Raw genomic sequence first — 15,958 nt, forward strand, 5'->3', positions numbered from 1 at the left:
AGATGGATGGGCGCCAGCGTCTGGCCGGGCTCGAGGACACGGCCCTTTGCATCTACCGTTACAGATGCTTACGCTGGTATTCAAGGTCGCTGAAGGAGGCCAGTAGTGACGCAGACAACGAGCGAATTCAAACTGAGATGAATACCGGACGTGTTGAGGCCCTGACCGATGGCCTGCTGGCCATTATCATCACCGTAATGGTGTTCGATATTACGGTCACCAGCGGTGATCGGCTATCGGACCTTCTGGCCCTGTGGCCGGTGTTGCTGAGCTTCGCCCTCAGCTTTATCTATATCGCGATTTACTGGAACAACCACAGTTATCTGCTATCGGCCTGCCGAAAGCTCACCCCGGCGGTCATGTGGGGCAATATGCACCTGCTGTTCTGGCTGTCGCTGATTCCCTTTACCACTCGCTGGGTGGGCAGCCATCCCTTCGCGCCGGTGCCCAGCGCTATTTATGGTGTGGTCTTGCTGATGGCGGCGCTGGCCTACTTCTACCTGCAAACACGCATTCTGGCTCAGCACGCCCATGACCACCCTCTGCGCCATGCCTTTCGCGCCGACTGGAAGAGAAAAACCTCGATGGGCCTTTACGCCGCTGGTATCGGTTTGGCGTTCCTGCAGCCGGTATTTTCCTGGTTGCTTTATGCGGCCGTGGCCATGTTGTGGTTCGTTCCCGACCCGCGCATCGCACGCGCACTGCACGATCATCAGGAAACCGACGCATGAGCACTGTCCATCTGTTTCGCCAGCGCGGTAGCGCCGGTGATGGCCATGTGTCCTTTGTCGAGCTGTTTTTCGATCTGGTGTTCGTCTTCACCATCATCCAACTGTCCCATACCCTGGCGGCCCACTATTCTCCGCGCGGTTTTCTCGAAGGCATCATGCTGGTGCTGGCGATCTGGTGGGTCTGGGTCTATACCACCTGGGTGGCCAACTGGCTGAACCCCGAGCACTGGATTGGCCGCTGCCTGTTTCTGGGCCTGATGCTGATCGGCCTTTTGCTCTCCACCTCGATACCCGAAGCCTTTGGCGAGCGCGGCCTGATATTCGGCATCGCCTTCGCAGCCATGCAGGTGGGGCGCTCGGCGATAGTCATGTGTCTGCTGCGCGGCGTGGATGAACGCAATTACCGCAACTTTATTCGCATCACCAGCTGGCTGGCGCTGGCCGGGGTGTTTTGGGTGGCCGGGGCACTGGCCGAGGGCGATAATCGCCTGCTGCTCTGGGCCATTGCCCTGGGCATCGAGTACCTCTCCGCCGCCGCCGGCTTTTGGGTGCCGGGACTGGGCCGCTCCACCGGACGCGACTGGGAGATTTCCGGCGCGCACATGGCCGAGCGCTGCGCCCTGTTTATCATTATCTGTCTGGGCGAAACGATACTGGTGACGGGCAATACCATGACCAAACTGGAGCCGTCACCCACGGTCTTTCTGGCTTTCACCACGGCATTTTTCACCACCATCTTGCTGTGGTGGATCTATTTCCGCTTCGGCCATCAACGCGCTGCCAAACTGATCGAAGCATCGGACAATCCCGGCGCGCTGGGACGACTGGCTTACACCTACGCCCACATTCCGCTGGTGGCCGGCATCATCCTGACCGCCGTGGGGGCGGAGTTTCTGCTCGCCCACCCGCAGGACATTGCCGGCTGGACATGGGGCAGTGCGCTGATCGGCGGCCCGGCGGTCTATCTGATCGGTAATCTGCTGTTCAAGGCCATCGCCTGGGGCCGCGTTCCGCTGTCCCACCTGATAGGGCTGGTGCTGCTGGCCACGCTGGCGTTGACCGCAACGGGGCTGCCGGTGCTGACCCTGGCTCTGCTGGTGACAGGCACCTTGGCCGTGGTCGCGATCTGGGAATTGAGGGTGTTGAGCCAGCCAGCCTGAGCATCAGTTATCCCTCCCTAGCGCTACCGCTCCGGCCGCCTGTGGCCATACTCCTTGATGCCATCCGTCAGATGGATGGGCTCCAGCGTCTCGCCGGGTTCGAGGATACGGCCGATGACGGCGGCCCGGGCGTAGCCCTGCGCGTGCAGGGCGTCCAGGCAGGCCGCTGCGCGCTCGGCGGGCACGCTGGCCAGCAGGCCGCCGGCGGTCTGGGGGTCGAACAGCAGCGGGTAGCGGGGGTGCTCGACCCAGGCCGCCTGGTCGCGGATGGCCCGGCGCAGGCGGACGTTGGCAGGCTGCAGGGAGCTCAGGATGCCGGCGGCGACGGTCTCCTCGGCGCCCTCGAGCAGCGGCAGCGCCGCCAGGTCGAGTTCGGCATCCACCCCCGAGGGGCGCGTCATCTCGACCAGGTGGCCCAGCAGGCCGAAGCCGGTGAGATCGGTGCAGGCGGTGGCGCCGTGCTCGCGCAGGCAGGCCGCGGCCTCGCGGCTGGACTGGCACATGCTTGCCAGCGCCGCGTCGATCCAGCGCCCCCGGGCGCCCAGCCGGGCGTGGGCGGCGAACAGGGTGCCGGTGCCGATGGGCTTGGTCAGGATCAGCACCTGGCCCGGGCGCAGGCCGCCTTTCGTCAGGATCGCTTTTCTCGTGGGGCTGTCGCTCGCGCCGTCGGCATCGATCAGGCCGTTGACGGCGAAGCCCAGGGCCAGCTCGGTGCCCTCGCCGGTGTGCCCGCCGACCAGGGCGCAGTCGGCGGCGTTGAGCACCTCGAGGGCGCCGCTCATCATCTGGAAGACGGTGTCCTCGACCTTGGCCTCGAGCCCCTGGGGCACCGTGGCCACGGCGGTGGCGGTCTGTGCCTCGGCGCCCATGGCGAAGATGTCGCCCAGGGCGTGGTTGGCGGCGACCTTGCCGAACACATAGGGGTCGTCGATGAAGGCGCGGAAGAAGTCCACGGTATGCACCATGGCCTTGCCCGGCGGCACCCGCACCACGGCGGCGTCGTCCGGGGCGTGCAGGCCCACCAGCACCTCGTCCCGGTCCACCGGTTGGAGGGTCGCCAGCGCCCGGGACAGCACCGAGGCGCCGACCTTGGCCCCGCAGCCGCCGCAGCGCATGGCGATGGCCGAGATCGCCTGGGCGTTCTCCTCCGCGTCCAGCGCCACCCGGCTGGGCCTGGGGGCCGGCATGGCACCCTGCTCCATTGGCGGCAGGTCGTTGAATTTAGCCATGAAGCGCCGGTCGATGGCGTCCTTCCAGCGCCACACCCAGTCGCCGGCCAGGTAGAGCCCGCCGCGTGACGCCACGGCATGCCGGTCGCCGGTGCTGATCAGGGCCAGCCACTGCGCCTGGGGGCGGTAGGCCTTGAGGGGCTTGCCGGTCACGGCGGCGCGCAGGTTGTCGGCCAGCGGGCGTCCCTGGCGCACGGCGAAGACCCCGGCCTTCTCCCGCGGGTGGTTGACCTGGTGGGCGATATCGCCGGCGGCGAAGACCCGCGGATCCGACAGCGAGCGCAGGGTGTCGTCGACCCTGATGAAGCCGTCGTCGTCGAGTTCCAGGCGGGTCTCGCGCAGCCAGGCGGCACCGCCGGCATCGGTGACCCAGGCGATCTCGTCGGCGGCGTGCCAGCTGCCGTCGGCGGCCTGCAGCCGGCCCGCCTCGACGCCGACGACGTCGGTGGCGGTATGGACCTCGACACGGCGCCTGGCCAGGGTGGCGAGGAAATGGGCGCGCACGCGGGCGTTGTGGGTGGGCAGGATCCGCTCGCCGCGCGTAAACAGGGCAAAGGTCAGCTCGCCGGGGTCGCGCCCCAGGGCCGCCAGTTCCCTGCCCAGCCGGTACTGCATGGCCAGCAGCAGTTCGACCCCGCCGGCGCCGGCGCCGACCACCGCCACCCGGGTGCGGCCCGCGTGGCGCTTGACGCGCTCGAGCAGCGACTGCCAGCGGTCGTTGAAGCGATGGATGGGCTTGACCGGCACGGCGTGATCGCCGGCGCCGGTCACCGAGTCCACGCGGGGCGTCGAGCCGATGTTGATCGACAGCTGGTCGTAGGGCACCCGGGGGCGCGAGCGACAGAGCACCTGGCGGGCATCGTGGTCGATGCCGACGACCTCGTCGCCGAAGAAGCGCGCCCCGGCGTACTCCGCCAGCCGGCGCAGGTCGATATGCACCTCGTCGTAGGTGTAATGCCCGGCGATATACCCCGGCAGCATGCCCGAGTAGGGGGTCTGCGTATCGCGGCAGATCAGGGTGAGCCTGACGCCGGGTTCCGGGCGCATGGCGAAACGCTTGAGGACGCCGACGTGGGAGTGGCCGCCGCCGATCAGTACGATATCCCGCAGCACTTGTAACCCCAGGGGTTGCTGCAGTTGTTGCATCATGGGGCTCGCTCTAGATTTGAGGGGCATGCATCTCGTCGGCCCAGTCTAGCCGGATTCCGCCGACGGGATGCCATCCAGTCGCCAGCGAGGGTATCAGATGTCCAGTGCAGTGCGTTTCCATGACCAGCATGTCGACGCGGCGGGGCCGTCGTTTCGCGACGACGTGATCGCCGGACTGAGCCTCGAGCGCAAGCGTCTCTCGCCCAAGTACTTCTATGATCGCCGCGGCTCCCTGCTCTTCGAGGCCATCTGCCGCCAGCCCGAGTACTACCTGACCCGGACCGAGGAGGGCATCCTGGCCGCGGCCGCCGAGGAGATCGCGGCGCTGGTCGGGCCGGAGTCGCTTCTGGTCGAGCTGGGCAGCGGGGCCAGTCGCAAGGTGCGCCTGTTGCTGGAGGCGATGCGCCCGAGTCGTTACCTGGGGGTGGATATCTCCCGCGACTTCCTGCTGCAGAGCACCCGTCGCCTGGCGGCCGACTACCCCTGGCTCGAGGTGCACGCGGCCTGGGCGGATTTCTCGGAGCGGCTGCGGGTGCCGTCGGGTGTCGAGGGCCGGCGGGCGGTGGCCTTCTTTCCCGGCTCGAGCATCGGCAACTTCGCGCCGGCCGAGGCCGAGGCCTTCCTCGCCCGGTTGCGCCGGGCCCTGCCCCCGGGCAGCGGCGTGCTGATCGGTGTCGACCTGGTCAAGGACCGGCGCCTTCTCGAGGCGGCCTACAACGACGCCGCGGGCGTCACGGCGGCGTTCAACCTCAACCTGCTGGAGCGCATGCGCCGGGAACTGGGTGCCCCGGTGGAGCCCGGCAACTTCCGGCACCTGGCCTTCTTCGATGCGGCGGCATCCCGCATCGAGATGCACCTGGTCAGTGAGTGCCGCCAGGCCCTCGTCGTCGATGGGCACCGCTTCGACTTCGCCCGGGGCGAGACGCTGCATACCGAGAATTCCTGCAAGTACAGTCGCGAGGGGTTCCAGGCGTTGGCCGGGCGAGCCGGTTATCGGTCGAGCGCGGTGTGGAGTGACGCCGAGGGGTTGTTCAGCGTGCACTATCTTTCGAGTGACTGACTCTCGAGTGGCTGAGGCGGAGCCTCGGCAGGGGCGCCCAGACAGCAACGTCCCGCCGGCTGGCGGGACGTTCGGTGTGCGGGCGAACCGCGGCGACTAGTGCGGCGAGGCCTGGGAGTCGATGGTGCGATGGAGCTGGCGCAACTCGTCGATCGAGAGGTGCTCGAGGCGCCCGGCCAGCAGATCGCTGATCTTCTGCATCGGCAACCCGGCGCGGCGGGCGATCTCGCGACTGCCGAGATCGGACACGGCGATCAGCCGGGTGATGATGCGCATGAGGCGTGTACGTTGTTCCAGGTCCCTGACGTCGAGGTCAGGGCTGCTTCGCGGAGGATCGATCGGTTCCGCGTAGGCGGTATGACGTGCCGTGCTCATGATGCTCCAGATAACGATGGCGACGAGTACATCATGGGGGCTTCGCGCGTTTTTTGCCAGTGTGGATTCGTTGATGTTTGGATGCCGGGGTCACCGGCGAGCGCCGGGGGCGTGGGGGTGGCGGAGTTGTGCAAGATATCGAACGTTCGACCCGGCCGGACGGAATCGCGAGTCGATGCCTGTTGCTCTCGGTGTAATTTGTGTATCCCTTTGTTTTAACAGGTATTTAAATGGCTATTTTTGCGGGTTTCTGCGGCCTGGCATGGTCGGTTGGCGGGTGAGTCTGCGACGAAAGTTTGGCGATATTTTACAAGGATGGCTTGTGAGGCTGTCGGTTATTCACTATTTTTAGCGACGTTTCAGGGCGATTTCCCACTACTACAAGATGCCACCGACGGGAGGATGACCATGAGCAATGACGCTTCGACACCGGGCCAGCTGACGCGAGTCCTGGCGCGCAAGGATGTCCTGGCCCTGGCCTTCGGCGCCATGATCGGCTGGGGCTGGATCGTGCTGACCGGCAGTTGGATCCAGTCGGCCGGCAGCCTGGGCGCCATCACCGCCTTCCTGATCGGCGGCCTGATCATCGTGCTGGTCGGGTTGACCTATGCCGAACTGGCCTCGGCGATGCCCCAGGTCGGCGGCGAGCACGTCTACAGTTACCGGGCCATGGGTCACTTCGCCTCCTTCCTCTGCACCTGGGCGATCACCCTGGGGTACGTGAGCGTGGTGGCCTTCGAGGCCGTCGCCCTGCCCACGGTGGTGGAGCATCTGTTCCCCGACTATGCGGTGGGGCACCTCTGGACCATCGCCGGCTGGGAGGTCAAGGCCACCTGGGTGGCCGTCGGCGTCGCCGGGTCGGTGGCGATGATGTGGGTCAACTACGTCGGCATCCGTACCGCGGCGCTGCTGCAGAAGGTGGTGACCCTGCTGATCCTGGTGGTGGGCATCATGTTCATCACCGGGGCCCTGTTCGAGGGCGAGCGGGCGACCATGGACCCGCTGTTCAATGTCAGCGAGGGGGTCGTCGGTGGCATCATGATGGTGCTCATCATGGTGCCCTTCATGTTCGTCGGCTTCGACGTGATCCCCCAGGCGGCCGAGGAGATCAACCTGCCGTTTCGCGAGATCGGCCGGGTGCTGATGATCTCGGTGATCCTGGCGGTGTTCTGGTACTCCTTCATCATCCTGGGCACCTCGCTGATGCTCAACCCGGAGGCCCTGGCGGCAAGCTCGCTGGCGGTGCCGGATGCCATGCAGGCGGTCTTCCGGGCGCCCTGGGCCGGCAACCTGATGATCCTGGCCGGTATCGCGGGGATCATCACCAGCTGGAACGCCTTCTATGTCGGCGGTTCGCGGGCCATCTATGCCCTGGCCCACTCGGGCATGCTGCCGGCCTTCCTCGGCAGATTGCACCCGACGCACCGCACGCCCACCAGTGCCATCCTGTTGATGGGCATCCTGTCGTGCATCGCGCCCTTCTTCGGCCGTCCGGCGCTGGTGTGGCTGGTGGTGGCCGGCGGGCTGGGGATCGTCATCGCCTACCTCTTCGTGGCGCTCTCCTTCGTGATGCTGCGCCGCCGGGAGCCCGACATGCCGCGTCCCTTCCGCGTTCGCCACGGCAAGCTCGTCGGGTTCCTCTCGGTGGCCCTCTCGCTGGGCCTGATCGCCATGTACCTGCCCGGCAGCCCCTCGGCGCTGGCACCGGTCGAGTGGGCGATGTTCGCCGGCTGGATGCTGATCGGCCTGGCGCTCTATGCCTGGTCGCGCATGCGCTACGGCACCGACTACAGCGATCGGATGATGCATCGCGAGCTGGCCGGTTCGGAGCCTTACCCGGGTCGCTGAGCCCTTCCCGCCCGCAACTCGACAGCCCCGGCCCCGGTCGGGGCCGCGTCGTTCATGGCGACGGCAAGCGGCTCTGCCTCGGGCAGCGTGCCGAGTGAAGCCCGCGTCGACCATCGGAGGATTGCCGAAAATCCCTGAAAACGTAGAAATAATGCCGTTGGCCTCACACGCTGAGGGCGTGCTAGCTTTCGACTAGGTGCCTTGCCCGCCCGGGTGCCGTCGACAATCACACAACAACCTGGTTCCAGGACCGGAGGAGTTCCATGCAAATCGTCAAGTACGCCGTCGCTGCCTCGCTGATCGCCACGGCCCCGCTGGCCGCGGCCCAGCAGCTCTCCATCGCCACCGGCGGTACCGGTGGGGTCTACTACCCGATCGGCGGCGGCTTCGCCGAGATCATCAACAATCACCTCGAAGGCTACGACGCTACCGCCGAGGTGACCGGCGCCTCGGTGGAGAACATGGGCCTGATCATGCGCGGCGATGCCGACCTGGCCCTGGTGCTGGCCGATACCGCCATGCAGGCCTATGAGGGCAGCGGCGACTTCGAGGGGCGCCAGATCGAGAACACCCGTGCCCTGGCGTCGGTCTACCCCAACGCCGTGCAGCTCGTCACCCTGGCGGATTCCGACATCGAGTCACTCGCCGACCTGGAGGGAAAGCGCGTCTCGGTGGGGGCGCCGGGCAGCGGCACCGAGCTCAATGCCCGTGCCCTGCTGGAAGCCAACGGCATCAGCTACGATGACTTCACGCCCCAGCGCCTCAACTTCAACGAGACCGCCGACGCCATCCGCGACGGTGACATCGACGCCGGCTTCTGGAGCGTGGGTCCGCCCACCAGCTCGATTCTCAACCTGGCGGCCACCCGCGACATTCGCCTGATCGGCCTCTCCGACGAGGAGATCGCCAACGCCCAGGAGAACGAACCGGTGTTCGCCGCCTACGAGCTCAAGGCCGGCATGTACGATGGCATGGACGAGGCGGTGCAGACCATCAGCATCCCCAACGTGCTGGTCGTGAATGCCGACATGGACGAAGAGCTGGCCTATAACCTGACCAAGCTGCTCTATGAGCGCATCGACGACCTGATCGCCGTGCACCCGGCCGCCAACGACACCACCGTCGAGTTCACCATGGAGTCCACGCCGGTGCCGCTGCATCCCGGGGCGATCCGCTACTACGAAGAGGTCGACGCCGAGATTCCCGACAAGCTGCGCCCGTGATACGGAACCGCGACACGGGATGTGACGCATGAACGTCGCATCGTTGTCGCGCTCGGCAAGCAAGCGCATGGCAGGGGGGGCGAAGACGTCTGCCCTGTCGTCGTGTGGCCGGACCTCAGGTATCTCCCCGCGCCGCCTGCTGGCGGGCGCCATCGCCGGGTGGCTCGGCCTGGGCGCCCTGGCGGCCGACGCCATCGACGGGGCGAAGCTGGCCGTGCTCGATGCATCGGGACACACCCTGGTCGAGATTCCCCTCGAGCCCGGCATGCGCTGGTGCCTGGGCTGGAATCACTCGGTCAGGAACTTCCCGGTACTCGACTGCTATCGCTACCAACAGGGGCGGATGGTGCTGGAGCGCAGCCATCAGCCCGACTTCGCCGCGGGCCTGGGGCATACCCCGGGGCGTGGCGAACAGGTATCCGACGGGCGGGGCGGCTACTGGATAGAGAATATCGACGAGCCCGTCCCCGGTGACCGTTATACGTTGCGGGTCGGTTCGCCAAGCGTCGACCATCGCCTGCTCTGGCAGGCCGCCGGGAACGAGCACCGCGTCAGCCTGAGCGAGCTGGCCGCCGGCGAGCGCGTCACCCTGCACCTCATCAAGCCCGAAGCCCTACGCAAGCCTGACGACGTCTGACGAGGAGTCCGATGAACGAATCCAACAGCCCGCCCGTGACGATGCCCGGGGGCAATGCCATTCAGCCGCGCTTCGTGTTATGGCTGATCACCATCGTGGCGGTGGGGCTGTCCCTGTTCCAGCTCTACTCGGCGGGGGTCCAGCCACTGGGGCTGTTCTATCAGCGCGGCATTCACCTGGCGCTGATCATGATGCTGGCCTTTTTGATGTTTCCGGTATTCGGGCCCCACCGCAAGCGCGGCCCGATCGGCTGGCTGATCGATATCGCCTTCTTCAGCGGTGCGGTGATCACCGGGGGCTACCTGGTCCTCTACCTGGACGAGATCATCAGTCGCGCCGGCTTCTGGAGCGAAACCGATATCCGCGTCGCCATCATCGCCACCGTGACGGTGCTGGAGGCGAGCCGACGCGCGGTGGGGCTGGGCATGACCGTGATCGGTGCCTTGGCCATCGTCTACGCCTTCGCCGGGCCGCGGGGCGAACTGCCCTGGCTGGCCGACTGGATGCCCGGCATCATGAGTCATCGCGGCTACGGCCTGGATCGCGTGGCCGGCCAGCTCTACCTGGGGCAGGAGGGCATCTTCGGCCTGCCGCTGGGGGTGGCGGCCACCTATATCTTCATCTTCGTGCTGTTCGGGGCCTTCCTCGAGAGCACCGGCGCCGGCAAGTTCTTCATCGACATGGCCTACGCGGCCACCGGTCGCCAGCGCGGCGGCCCGGCCAAGGCGGCGGTGCTCGCCTCGGCGGGCATGGGGTCGATCTCCGGTAGCGCCATCGCCAACGTGGTGACCACGGGGGCCTTCACCATCCCGCTGATGAAGCGCCTGGGCTACAAGCCGCACCAGGCCGGCGGCATCGAGGCCGCCGCCTCCACCGGTGGCCAGATCATGCCGCCGCTGATGGGGGCAGGGGCCTTCCTGATCGCCGAATACACCAACACGCCCTACCTGGATGTGGTCAAGGTCAGCGTGCTGCCGGCGATCATGTACTTCGCGACCGTCTACCTCTTCGTGCACATCATCGCGCTCAAGCAGGGCATGCAGGGCATGGCCCGAAGCGAGCTGCCGCAGATGCGCGACGTGCTGCGCGCCGGCTGGCACTTCCTGCTGCCGCTGGGGGTGCTGGTGTGGCTGCTGGTGATGAACATGTCACCGATGCGCGTGGGCTTCTATGCGGTGGTGACCATGGTCGTCGTGGCGGTGCTGCGCTACACGTTCTGGTTCCTGTTCATGGCGCCGCGTGAAGGCAAGAAGGTGACGCCGGCGAGCATTCGCCGGGTGATCTTGGCCGGCCTGGTCAAATTGGTCGAGGGGCTCGAGCTCGGGGCGCGCAACGCCGTGGCGGTTTCCATGGCCTGTGCCGTCGCCGGCATCATCGTCGGTGTGGTCGGCCTGACCGGGCTGGGGCTCAAGTTCTCCTCGATGATGATGGCATTCTCGGGCGGCAACCTGCTGCTGGCCCTGGTCATGGTGCTGTTGGCCAGCCTGGTGCTGGGCATGGGCCTGCCGGTCACCGCCAGCTACATCGTGCTGATCGTGTTGGTGGGGCCGGCACTGACCGCCGAGTTCGGCGTGCCGCTGCTGATCGCCCACCTGGTGGTGTTCTGGTACTCCCAGGACTCCAACGTCACGCCACCGATCGCCCTGGCCGGCTTCGCCGGGGCGGCGATCGCCGGCAGCAAGCCCATGGAGACCGGCTTCCAGGCGTGGAAGTTCGCCAAGGGGCTCTACCTGATCCCGCTCTTCATGGTCTACAACCCGGAAATCATCACGGGCGGGCCGCTGTCGGTGCTGGTATGGACCGCGTTCATCGGCTTCCTGGCCCTGGGGGCCTTTGCCGCGGCCCTGGAGGGGTATCTCTTCACGTGGATGTCCTGGCCGCTGCGCCTGGTGCTGCTGCCGGCGATCGCCGCGGCCTTCTACCCGAACCCGATGGTGGAAGTGGCCGGGGTGGTGGTGATGATGCTGGCCATGGGCGGCAACTGGCTGGCCAGCCGGCGCGAGGCGGTGGCCCACGGCTGACACGGCCCTCGAACAGAGAAGGCCCGGCAGGCATGGCCTGCCGGGCCTCGGGGGCTGTCGTCGATGTGGCCGTTACTGGTCGTCGTCCTCGGTCGCGTCTGCGTCCTCGGCGGACGTGTCCGCGTCATCAGCCATGGGCTCGTCTTCCGCGTCCATGGCGTCGCTCTCCTCGGGAATCTCGTCGGTCGCCGTGGCATCGGCCTCGGTGTCGACGGCGGTATCGGAGGAGCCGGCGCCCGCTTCGGCCTCTTCCTGCAGCATGGTCTCCTGGGAGCCCTGGAGATCCTCGTCCGGCTCGTTCGCGGCCGCGTCGTCGTCGGTCATCGCCTCGGCCTCGTCGTCGCCGGCGGTGGTGAACTGCTCGTCGGCCGTGGTCTCGGTGGCCTGGTCGGTGGTGTCCATCGCCTCTTCATCGGCGCTGTCACAGCCGGCCAGTGCCAGGGTGCCGGCGAGTGCAGCAATCAGGATCATGGAACGCGTCATGGTGTTGTCTCCTTCCCGGGATAAGGCTCGTGAGGTGTCACGAGCGTCGTGTCATTGCCCAAGACTAAGGGATAGCCGGCCTGACAGAGCGCAACAAGGATGCAATCGTTGTCGCCCGCCAGCGACAGTGGCAGGCGGCGAGGCTTTCCACGACCCGCGGGAGGCGGTATGCTGCGCGGTTTTCGGGCGGCTACGCTTGTAGCGTCGGGCCGTCGTTGCGTGTCGCGACATCATCACCGGGGGAGTTGTCCATGCAGTCGTCGCACCAAGCGCCACGGGTTGGCGTAATCATGGGATCGAAATCCGACTGGCCGGTCATGGAGCATGCCGTGGCGATGCTCGAGCGTCTCGGCGTGCCCCACGAGACTCGCGTGGTCTCGGCCCACCGCACCCCGGACCTGCTGTTCGACTACGCCAAGTCCGCCGCCGAGCGCGGCCTGCAGGTGATCATCGCCGGTGCCGGCGGGGCGGCGCACCTGCCGGGCATGGTGGCCTCCCAGACGCCGTTGCCGGTACTCGGTGTGCCGGTGGAGTCCAAGGCGCTCAAGGGCCTCGATTCGCTGCTCTCCATCGTGCAGATGCCCGGCGGCATCGCCGTGGGCACCCTGGCCATCGGCAAGGCCGGCGCCACCAATGCCGGTCTGTTGGCGGCCCAGATCGTCGGCCTGCAGGACGAGACGGTGCGTGCCGCCGTGGAGGCCTTTCGCGCCGAGCAGACCCGCACGGTGCTCGACAACCCCGATCCGCGCCCCGCGGCCGAATGAGCCAGCGAGAGGAGAAAGCGACATGAACATCGGCGTACTGGGAGCCGGCCAGCTCGGCCGCATGCTGGCCCTGGCGGGCTACCCGTTGGCCAATCGGTTCACGTTTCTCGACACCACCGGCCACCCCAGCGCGGGCATCGGCGATGTCATGGTGTATACGGATCAGCACCATCTCGACGACTTCCTGGGCAAGGTCGACCTGGTCACCTACGAGTTCGAGCACCTGCCGGTGGCGCTGGTCCAGGCCATCGAGGAGGTCAAGCCCGTCTACCCCTCCAGCGAGGCGATCCGGGTGTGTCAGAACCGTGCCGAGGAGAAGGCGCTGTTCGACCGCCTGGGCATCCCGACCCCGGCCTACCGGCTGGTGGAGCACGCCGACGAGCTCGAGGCCGCCGCCCGCGAGCTGGGCTGCCCGGTGGTCGCCAAGTCGGTGACCGAGGGCTATGACGGCAAGGGCCAGGCGGTGATCCGCGATCCCGCCGAGGCCGCCGAGGCCTGGCGCGCGATCAATCACCCCCGGCTGATCGTCGAGGCCTTCGTCGACTTCGTGCGCGAGGTGTCGATCATCGCCGTGCGCGGCCGCGATGGCGAGGTGGTCTTCTATCCCATGGCCGAGAACGTCCACGTCGACGGCATCCTGCGCTACTCCCTGGCGCCGATGCCGGATCTCGACGACAGCGTGCAACTGGTCGCCGACGACTATATCCGTGCGCTGCTCGACGAGCTCGACTACGTCGGCGTGCTGACCCTGGAGCTGTTCCAGACCCGCGACGGCGGGCTCTTGGCCAACGAGATGGCCCCGCGGGTGCACAACTCCGGCCACTGGAGCATGGACGGGGCGGTGACCAGTCAGTTCGAGAATCACCTGCGGGCCATCCAGGGCCTGCCGCTGGGCGATACCGCGGCGCGGATGCCCACCTGCATGGTCAACGTGATCGGGCGTGAGGGCGATCCGGCCGCGATCCTGACGATGCAGGACGCCCACCTGCATCGCTACGACAAGGCCGAGCGCCCCGGCCGCAAGCTGGCCCACGTCAACCTGCTGGCGCCGACCCACGAGGCGCTGCTCGCCAAGGTGCGCGCCTGCGCGGCGTTGCTGCCCGAGGCGCCCGAGCCGCGCTTCAGTTTCGAATAGCGAGCGCTGCCCGGTACTGCACGCGACGACGAAGGCCCCGCCATGGCGGGGCCTTCGTCGTCTTGCCGGTCAGCAGCGGGGTCGCGCTCAGGCGCCGATGATGCCGCCGTCCTCGCGGGTGATCACCAGGGTGGCGGAGCGGGGAACGGCGCTGCCGCCCTCTGGCCAGTGGCTGGCGAAGTCGCCGGCGGCGAACGCCTCGGCCCCGGTGGTGGCGCCGGGGTGCTGGACGTTGACGAACAGGGTGCGCTGGTCGGGCGTCATGGTGATGCCGGTGATCTCCTGGCCCACGGGGCCGGTGAGGAAGCGCTTGATCTCGCCGGTCTCGGGGTTGGCGGCCAGCATCTGGTTGTTGCCGAATACGTCAAAGATGCCGTTGTTCATCACCGACTCGCTGATGTCGGTCTGGATCCAGACGCGGCGATCGGGGTCGATCCACAGGCCGTCCGGGCTGGCGAAGATGGCGTCCCGGTCGAGGGGCTGGCCGGCCAGGTCGCGGCTGTCGTCCTGGTCGCCGGCCAGTGCGAAGAGGTCCCAGGCGAAGCGCTCGGCGGTGTGGGTACCGTCCTCCTGCCAGCGGATGATATGGCCGAAGCCGTTGTCGGGCCGCGGGTTGGCGGCGTGCTCCTGGCCCGCCTCGCGGCGGGTGTTGTTGGTGAGGGTGAAGTAGACCTGGCCGGTGACCGGGTCCACGGCGCCCCACTCGGGGCGATCCATCCTGGTGGCGCCGACATGGTCGGCGGCGCTGCGGGTGTTGACCAGGATGTCGGCCAGGTCCGCGAAGCCGTGCTCCGGGGTCAGGCCGTTCTCGCCCGGGGCCAGGGCCAGCCACTCGCCGCTGCCGTCCTCGTTGAACCTGGCCACGTAGAGCGTGCCCTCGTCGAGCAGTGAGCCGTCGGCGCTGGCGGCCTGATAGGGCCGGGCCGAGACGAACTTGTAGATGTACTCGAAGCGGGCGTCGTCGCCCGAGTAGCAGACCACCGGCTGGCCCTCCTCGGCGGGGGCGAAGATCACGCCCTCGTGGGCGAAACGGCCCAGGTGGGTGCGCTTGACCGGCGTGCTCTCGGGATCGTGAGGGTCGATCTCGACCATCCAGCCGAAGGCGTGGGGCTCGTTGCGGTAGTCCTCGCCGGCCGAGGCGCCGCGGGAGCTGGCATCGAAGCGCAGGGTCTCGTCGGCGCCGCCCGTTGCCTTGTGCCACTGGTAGCGGCCGGTATCACGAGTGACGATGCCGTAGCGGGTCTGGCGACGGTCGATCTCGGTGTCCTGGTTGGCGAAGTAGCCGGACCAGTTCTCCTCGGCGGCCAGGTAGGTGTTCCATGGGGTGACGCCGTGGGCGCAGTTGTTGAGGGTGCCGCGGGTCATGCTGCCGTCGGGGCTGTACCTGGTCTGCACATGGGCGGTGCCGGCCACCGGACCGGCGAGGCGCATGGGGGTGAGGCCGGTGATGCGGCGGTTGTGGGCGTCCGCGACCACCTGCCACTGGCCGTCGTCACCCTGGCGCACGCGAACGACGGAGACGCCATGGGCGTTGAGTTCCTTGAGCACCTGGTCGGGGTCGCGGGAGCCGTCCTCGTGCTGCGGAAAGCCCTCCGAATCGAGCGCCAGGCCCCGGGCGGCGCCGTGCAGGAAGCGCGGTTCCACGTACTCGTGGTTGAGCACCAGCAGGCCGTCGCGGGAGCTGCCGTCGATCGGGAAGAAGTGCATGCCGTCGTGGTGGCTGCCGATCTGCTGGGCCTGGTCCTCGCCGCTGGCGTCCAGCGAGAAGGCCGGCATGTCGCCGCTGATCGGCGTGCCCCAGGGAATGAAGGTCTGTACCCGGTAGCCTTCCGGCACCACCACGCGGTCGGCGGCGCTGACCGGAATCGCCTTGAAACCGAGGCTCGGCGCGGCGGCGCGACTAACGGTGGCGGCGAAGGCGCCGCCGAAGGGCAGGGTGGTGGCCATGGCGCCGGCCACGGCGGCGGCCAGGCTGCCGCGCAGCAGGGCCCGACGGCTGACGCGCGCCTCGAGGATATCGCCGAAGTAGGCATTGGGCGACGTGTTGCTCGCGGGCTCGTCGCCGGCGGCGAGAATCGGGTCGGTGCTGCCGATGTGCTGGGGCTGTTGCATCTGCCTGCCTCACATGAAGTCACGGGGAGCT

General features: G+C 67.5%; 13 protein-coding genes. 9 read left to right on the forward strand and 4 right to left on the reverse strand.

From position 1 onward, the window contains the following. The first annotated feature begins 137 nt into the window (after positions 1-137). Both C1H66_RS07060 and C1H66_RS07065 read left to right on the forward strand, forming a co-directional pair. On the forward strand, positions 138-731 hold the full coding sequence (locus C1H66_RS07060) for a TMEM175 family protein (RefSeq protein ID WP_102627195.1): 594 nt from the start codon (positions 138-140) through the stop codon (positions 729-731). Continuing rightward, positions 728-1,891, forward strand: coding sequence for a low temperature requirement protein A (locus C1H66_RS07065; RefSeq protein ID WP_102627196.1), 1,164 nt, complete (start codon positions 728-730; stop codon positions 1,889-1,891). The genes C1H66_RS07060 and C1H66_RS07065 overlap by 4 nt, the downstream gene beginning before the upstream one ends. 23 nt (positions 1,892-1,914) lie before the next feature. On the opposite strand, the gene selD is transcribed toward C1H66_RS07065, so the two are convergent. Further along, entirely contained in the window at positions 1,915-4,269 is a 2,355-nt protein-coding gene (gene selD, locus C1H66_RS07070) for a selenide, water dikinase SelD (protein ID WP_205738636.1), read from the reverse strand. Between the two features lie 97 nt (positions 4,270-4,366). Between selD and egtD the strand changes: the two genes are divergently transcribed. Continuing rightward, complete coding sequence (egtD, locus tag C1H66_RS07075) at positions 4,367-5,329, forward strand: L-histidine N(alpha)-methyltransferase (RefSeq protein ID WP_102627197.1); 963 nt, start codon at positions 4,367-4,369, stop codon at positions 5,327-5,329. Positions 5,330-5,425: 96 nt separating this feature from the next. Here the strand turns inward: egtD and C1H66_RS23390 are convergent, their stop codons facing one another. Further along, positions 5,426-5,704, reverse strand: coding sequence for an XRE family transcriptional regulator (locus tag C1H66_RS23390; protein ID WP_102627198.1), 279 nt, complete (start codon positions 5,702-5,704; stop codon positions 5,426-5,428). 408 nt (positions 5,705-6,112) lie between these two features. Here C1H66_RS23390 and C1H66_RS07085 point away from each other — a divergent pair, with 408 nt between their 5' ends. The 4 genes from C1H66_RS07085 (at position 6,113) to C1H66_RS07100 (ending at position 11,433) form a co-directional block, all read left to right on the forward strand. Next, on the forward strand, positions 6,113-7,552 hold the full coding sequence (locus C1H66_RS07085) for an APC family permease (RefSeq protein ID WP_102627199.1): 1,440 nt from the start codon (positions 6,113-6,115) through the stop codon (positions 7,550-7,552). Between the two features lie 263 nt (positions 7,553-7,815). Beyond that, complete coding sequence (locus tag C1H66_RS07090) at positions 7,816-8,775, forward strand: TAXI family TRAP transporter solute-binding subunit (RefSeq protein ID WP_102627200.1); 960 nt, start codon at positions 7,816-7,818, stop codon at positions 8,773-8,775. Positions 8,776-8,803: 28 nt separating this feature from the next. Next, the gene (locus tag C1H66_RS07095; RefSeq protein WP_240618238.1) at positions 8,804-9,412 is read left to right on the forward strand and encodes a DUF1850 domain-containing protein; all 609 of its coding nucleotides are present in this window, start codon (positions 8,804-8,806) and stop codon (positions 9,410-9,412) included. A gap of 11 nt (positions 9,413-9,423) precedes the next feature. Next, entirely contained in the window at positions 9,424-11,433 is a 2,010-nt protein-coding gene (locus C1H66_RS07100) for a TRAP transporter permease (protein WP_102627201.1), read from the forward strand. A gap of 72 nt (positions 11,434-11,505) precedes the next feature. On the opposite strand, the gene C1H66_RS07105 is transcribed toward C1H66_RS07100, so the two are convergent. Then, positions 11,506-11,916, reverse strand: coding sequence for a hypothetical protein (locus tag C1H66_RS07105; protein ID WP_102627202.1), 411 nt, complete (start codon positions 11,914-11,916; stop codon positions 11,506-11,508). A 251-nt stretch (positions 11,917-12,167) separates the two neighbouring features. Between C1H66_RS07105 and purE the strand changes: the two genes are divergently transcribed. Beyond that, positions 12,168-12,680 (forward strand): 5-(carboxyamino)imidazole ribonucleotide mutase, encoded by a 513-nt coding sequence (gene purE / locus C1H66_RS07110; RefSeq protein WP_102627203.1) that lies wholly within the window; start codon positions 12,168-12,170, stop codon positions 12,678-12,680. A 22-nt stretch (positions 12,681-12,702) separates the two neighbouring features. Then, positions 12,703-13,815: a 5-(carboxyamino)imidazole ribonucleotide synthase gene (locus tag C1H66_RS07115; RefSeq protein ID WP_102627204.1), complete on the forward strand. Its 1,113-nt coding sequence runs from the start codon at positions 12,703-12,705 to the stop codon at positions 13,813-13,815. Between the two features lie 87 nt (positions 13,816-13,902). Here the strand turns inward: C1H66_RS07115 and C1H66_RS07120 are convergent, their stop codons facing one another. Continuing rightward, a complete protein-coding gene (locus tag C1H66_RS07120) occupies positions 13,903-15,927 on the reverse strand; it encodes a PhoX family protein (RefSeq protein ID WP_102627205.1) in 2,025 nt (674 codons plus the stop codon). Positions 15,928-15,958: the final 31 nt, after the last annotated feature.

The sequence above is a fragment of the Halomonas heilongjiangensis genome (genome assembly GCF_002879645.1).
Taxonomy (GTDB): Bacteria; Pseudomonadota; Gammaproteobacteria; order Pseudomonadales; family Halomonadaceae; genus Halomonas; species Halomonas heilongjiangensis.

Coding starts and splice junctions, on each gene's coding strand:
- C1H66_RS07095 (WP_240618238.1), top strand. CDS start 8,804: ATGAACGTCGCATCGTTGTCGCGCTCGGCAAGCAAGCGCATGGCAGGG.
- C1H66_RS23390 (WP_102627198.1), bottom strand. CDS start 5,704: ATGAGCACGGCACGTCATACCGCCTACGCGGAACCGATCGATCCTCCG.
- C1H66_RS07090 (WP_102627200.1), top strand. CDS start 7,816: ATGCAAATCGTCAAGTACGCCGTCGCTGCCTCGCTGATCGCCACGGCC.
- C1H66_RS07085 (WP_102627199.1), top strand. CDS start 6,113: ATGAGCAATGACGCTTCGACACCGGGCCAGCTGACGCGAGTCCTGGCG.
- C1H66_RS07060 (WP_102627195.1), top strand. CDS start 138: ATGAATACCGGACGTGTTGAGGCCCTGACCGATGGCCTGCTGGCCATT.
- C1H66_RS07115 (WP_102627204.1), top strand. CDS start 12,703: ATGAACATCGGCGTACTGGGAGCCGGCCAGCTCGGCCGCATGCTGGCC.
- egtD (WP_102627197.1), top strand. CDS start 4,367: ATGTCCAGTGCAGTGCGTTTCCATGACCAGCATGTCGACGCGGCGGGG.
- C1H66_RS07120 (WP_102627205.1), bottom strand. CDS start 15,927: ATGCAACAGCCCCAGCACATCGGCAGCACCGACCCGATTCTCGCCGCC.
- selD (WP_205738636.1), bottom strand. CDS start 4,269: ATGATGCAACAACTGCAGCAACCCCTGGGGTTACAAGTGCTGCGGGAT.
- C1H66_RS07100 (WP_102627201.1), top strand. CDS start 9,424: ATGAACGAATCCAACAGCCCGCCCGTGACGATGCCCGGGGGCAATGCC.
- purE (WP_102627203.1), top strand. CDS start 12,168: ATGCAGTCGTCGCACCAAGCGCCACGGGTTGGCGTAATCATGGGATCG.
- C1H66_RS07105 (WP_102627202.1), bottom strand. CDS start 11,916: ATGACGCGTTCCATGATCCTGATTGCTGCACTCGCCGGCACCCTGGCA.
- C1H66_RS07065 (WP_102627196.1), top strand. CDS start 728: ATGAGCACTGTCCATCTGTTTCGCCAGCGCGGTAGCGCCGGTGATGGC.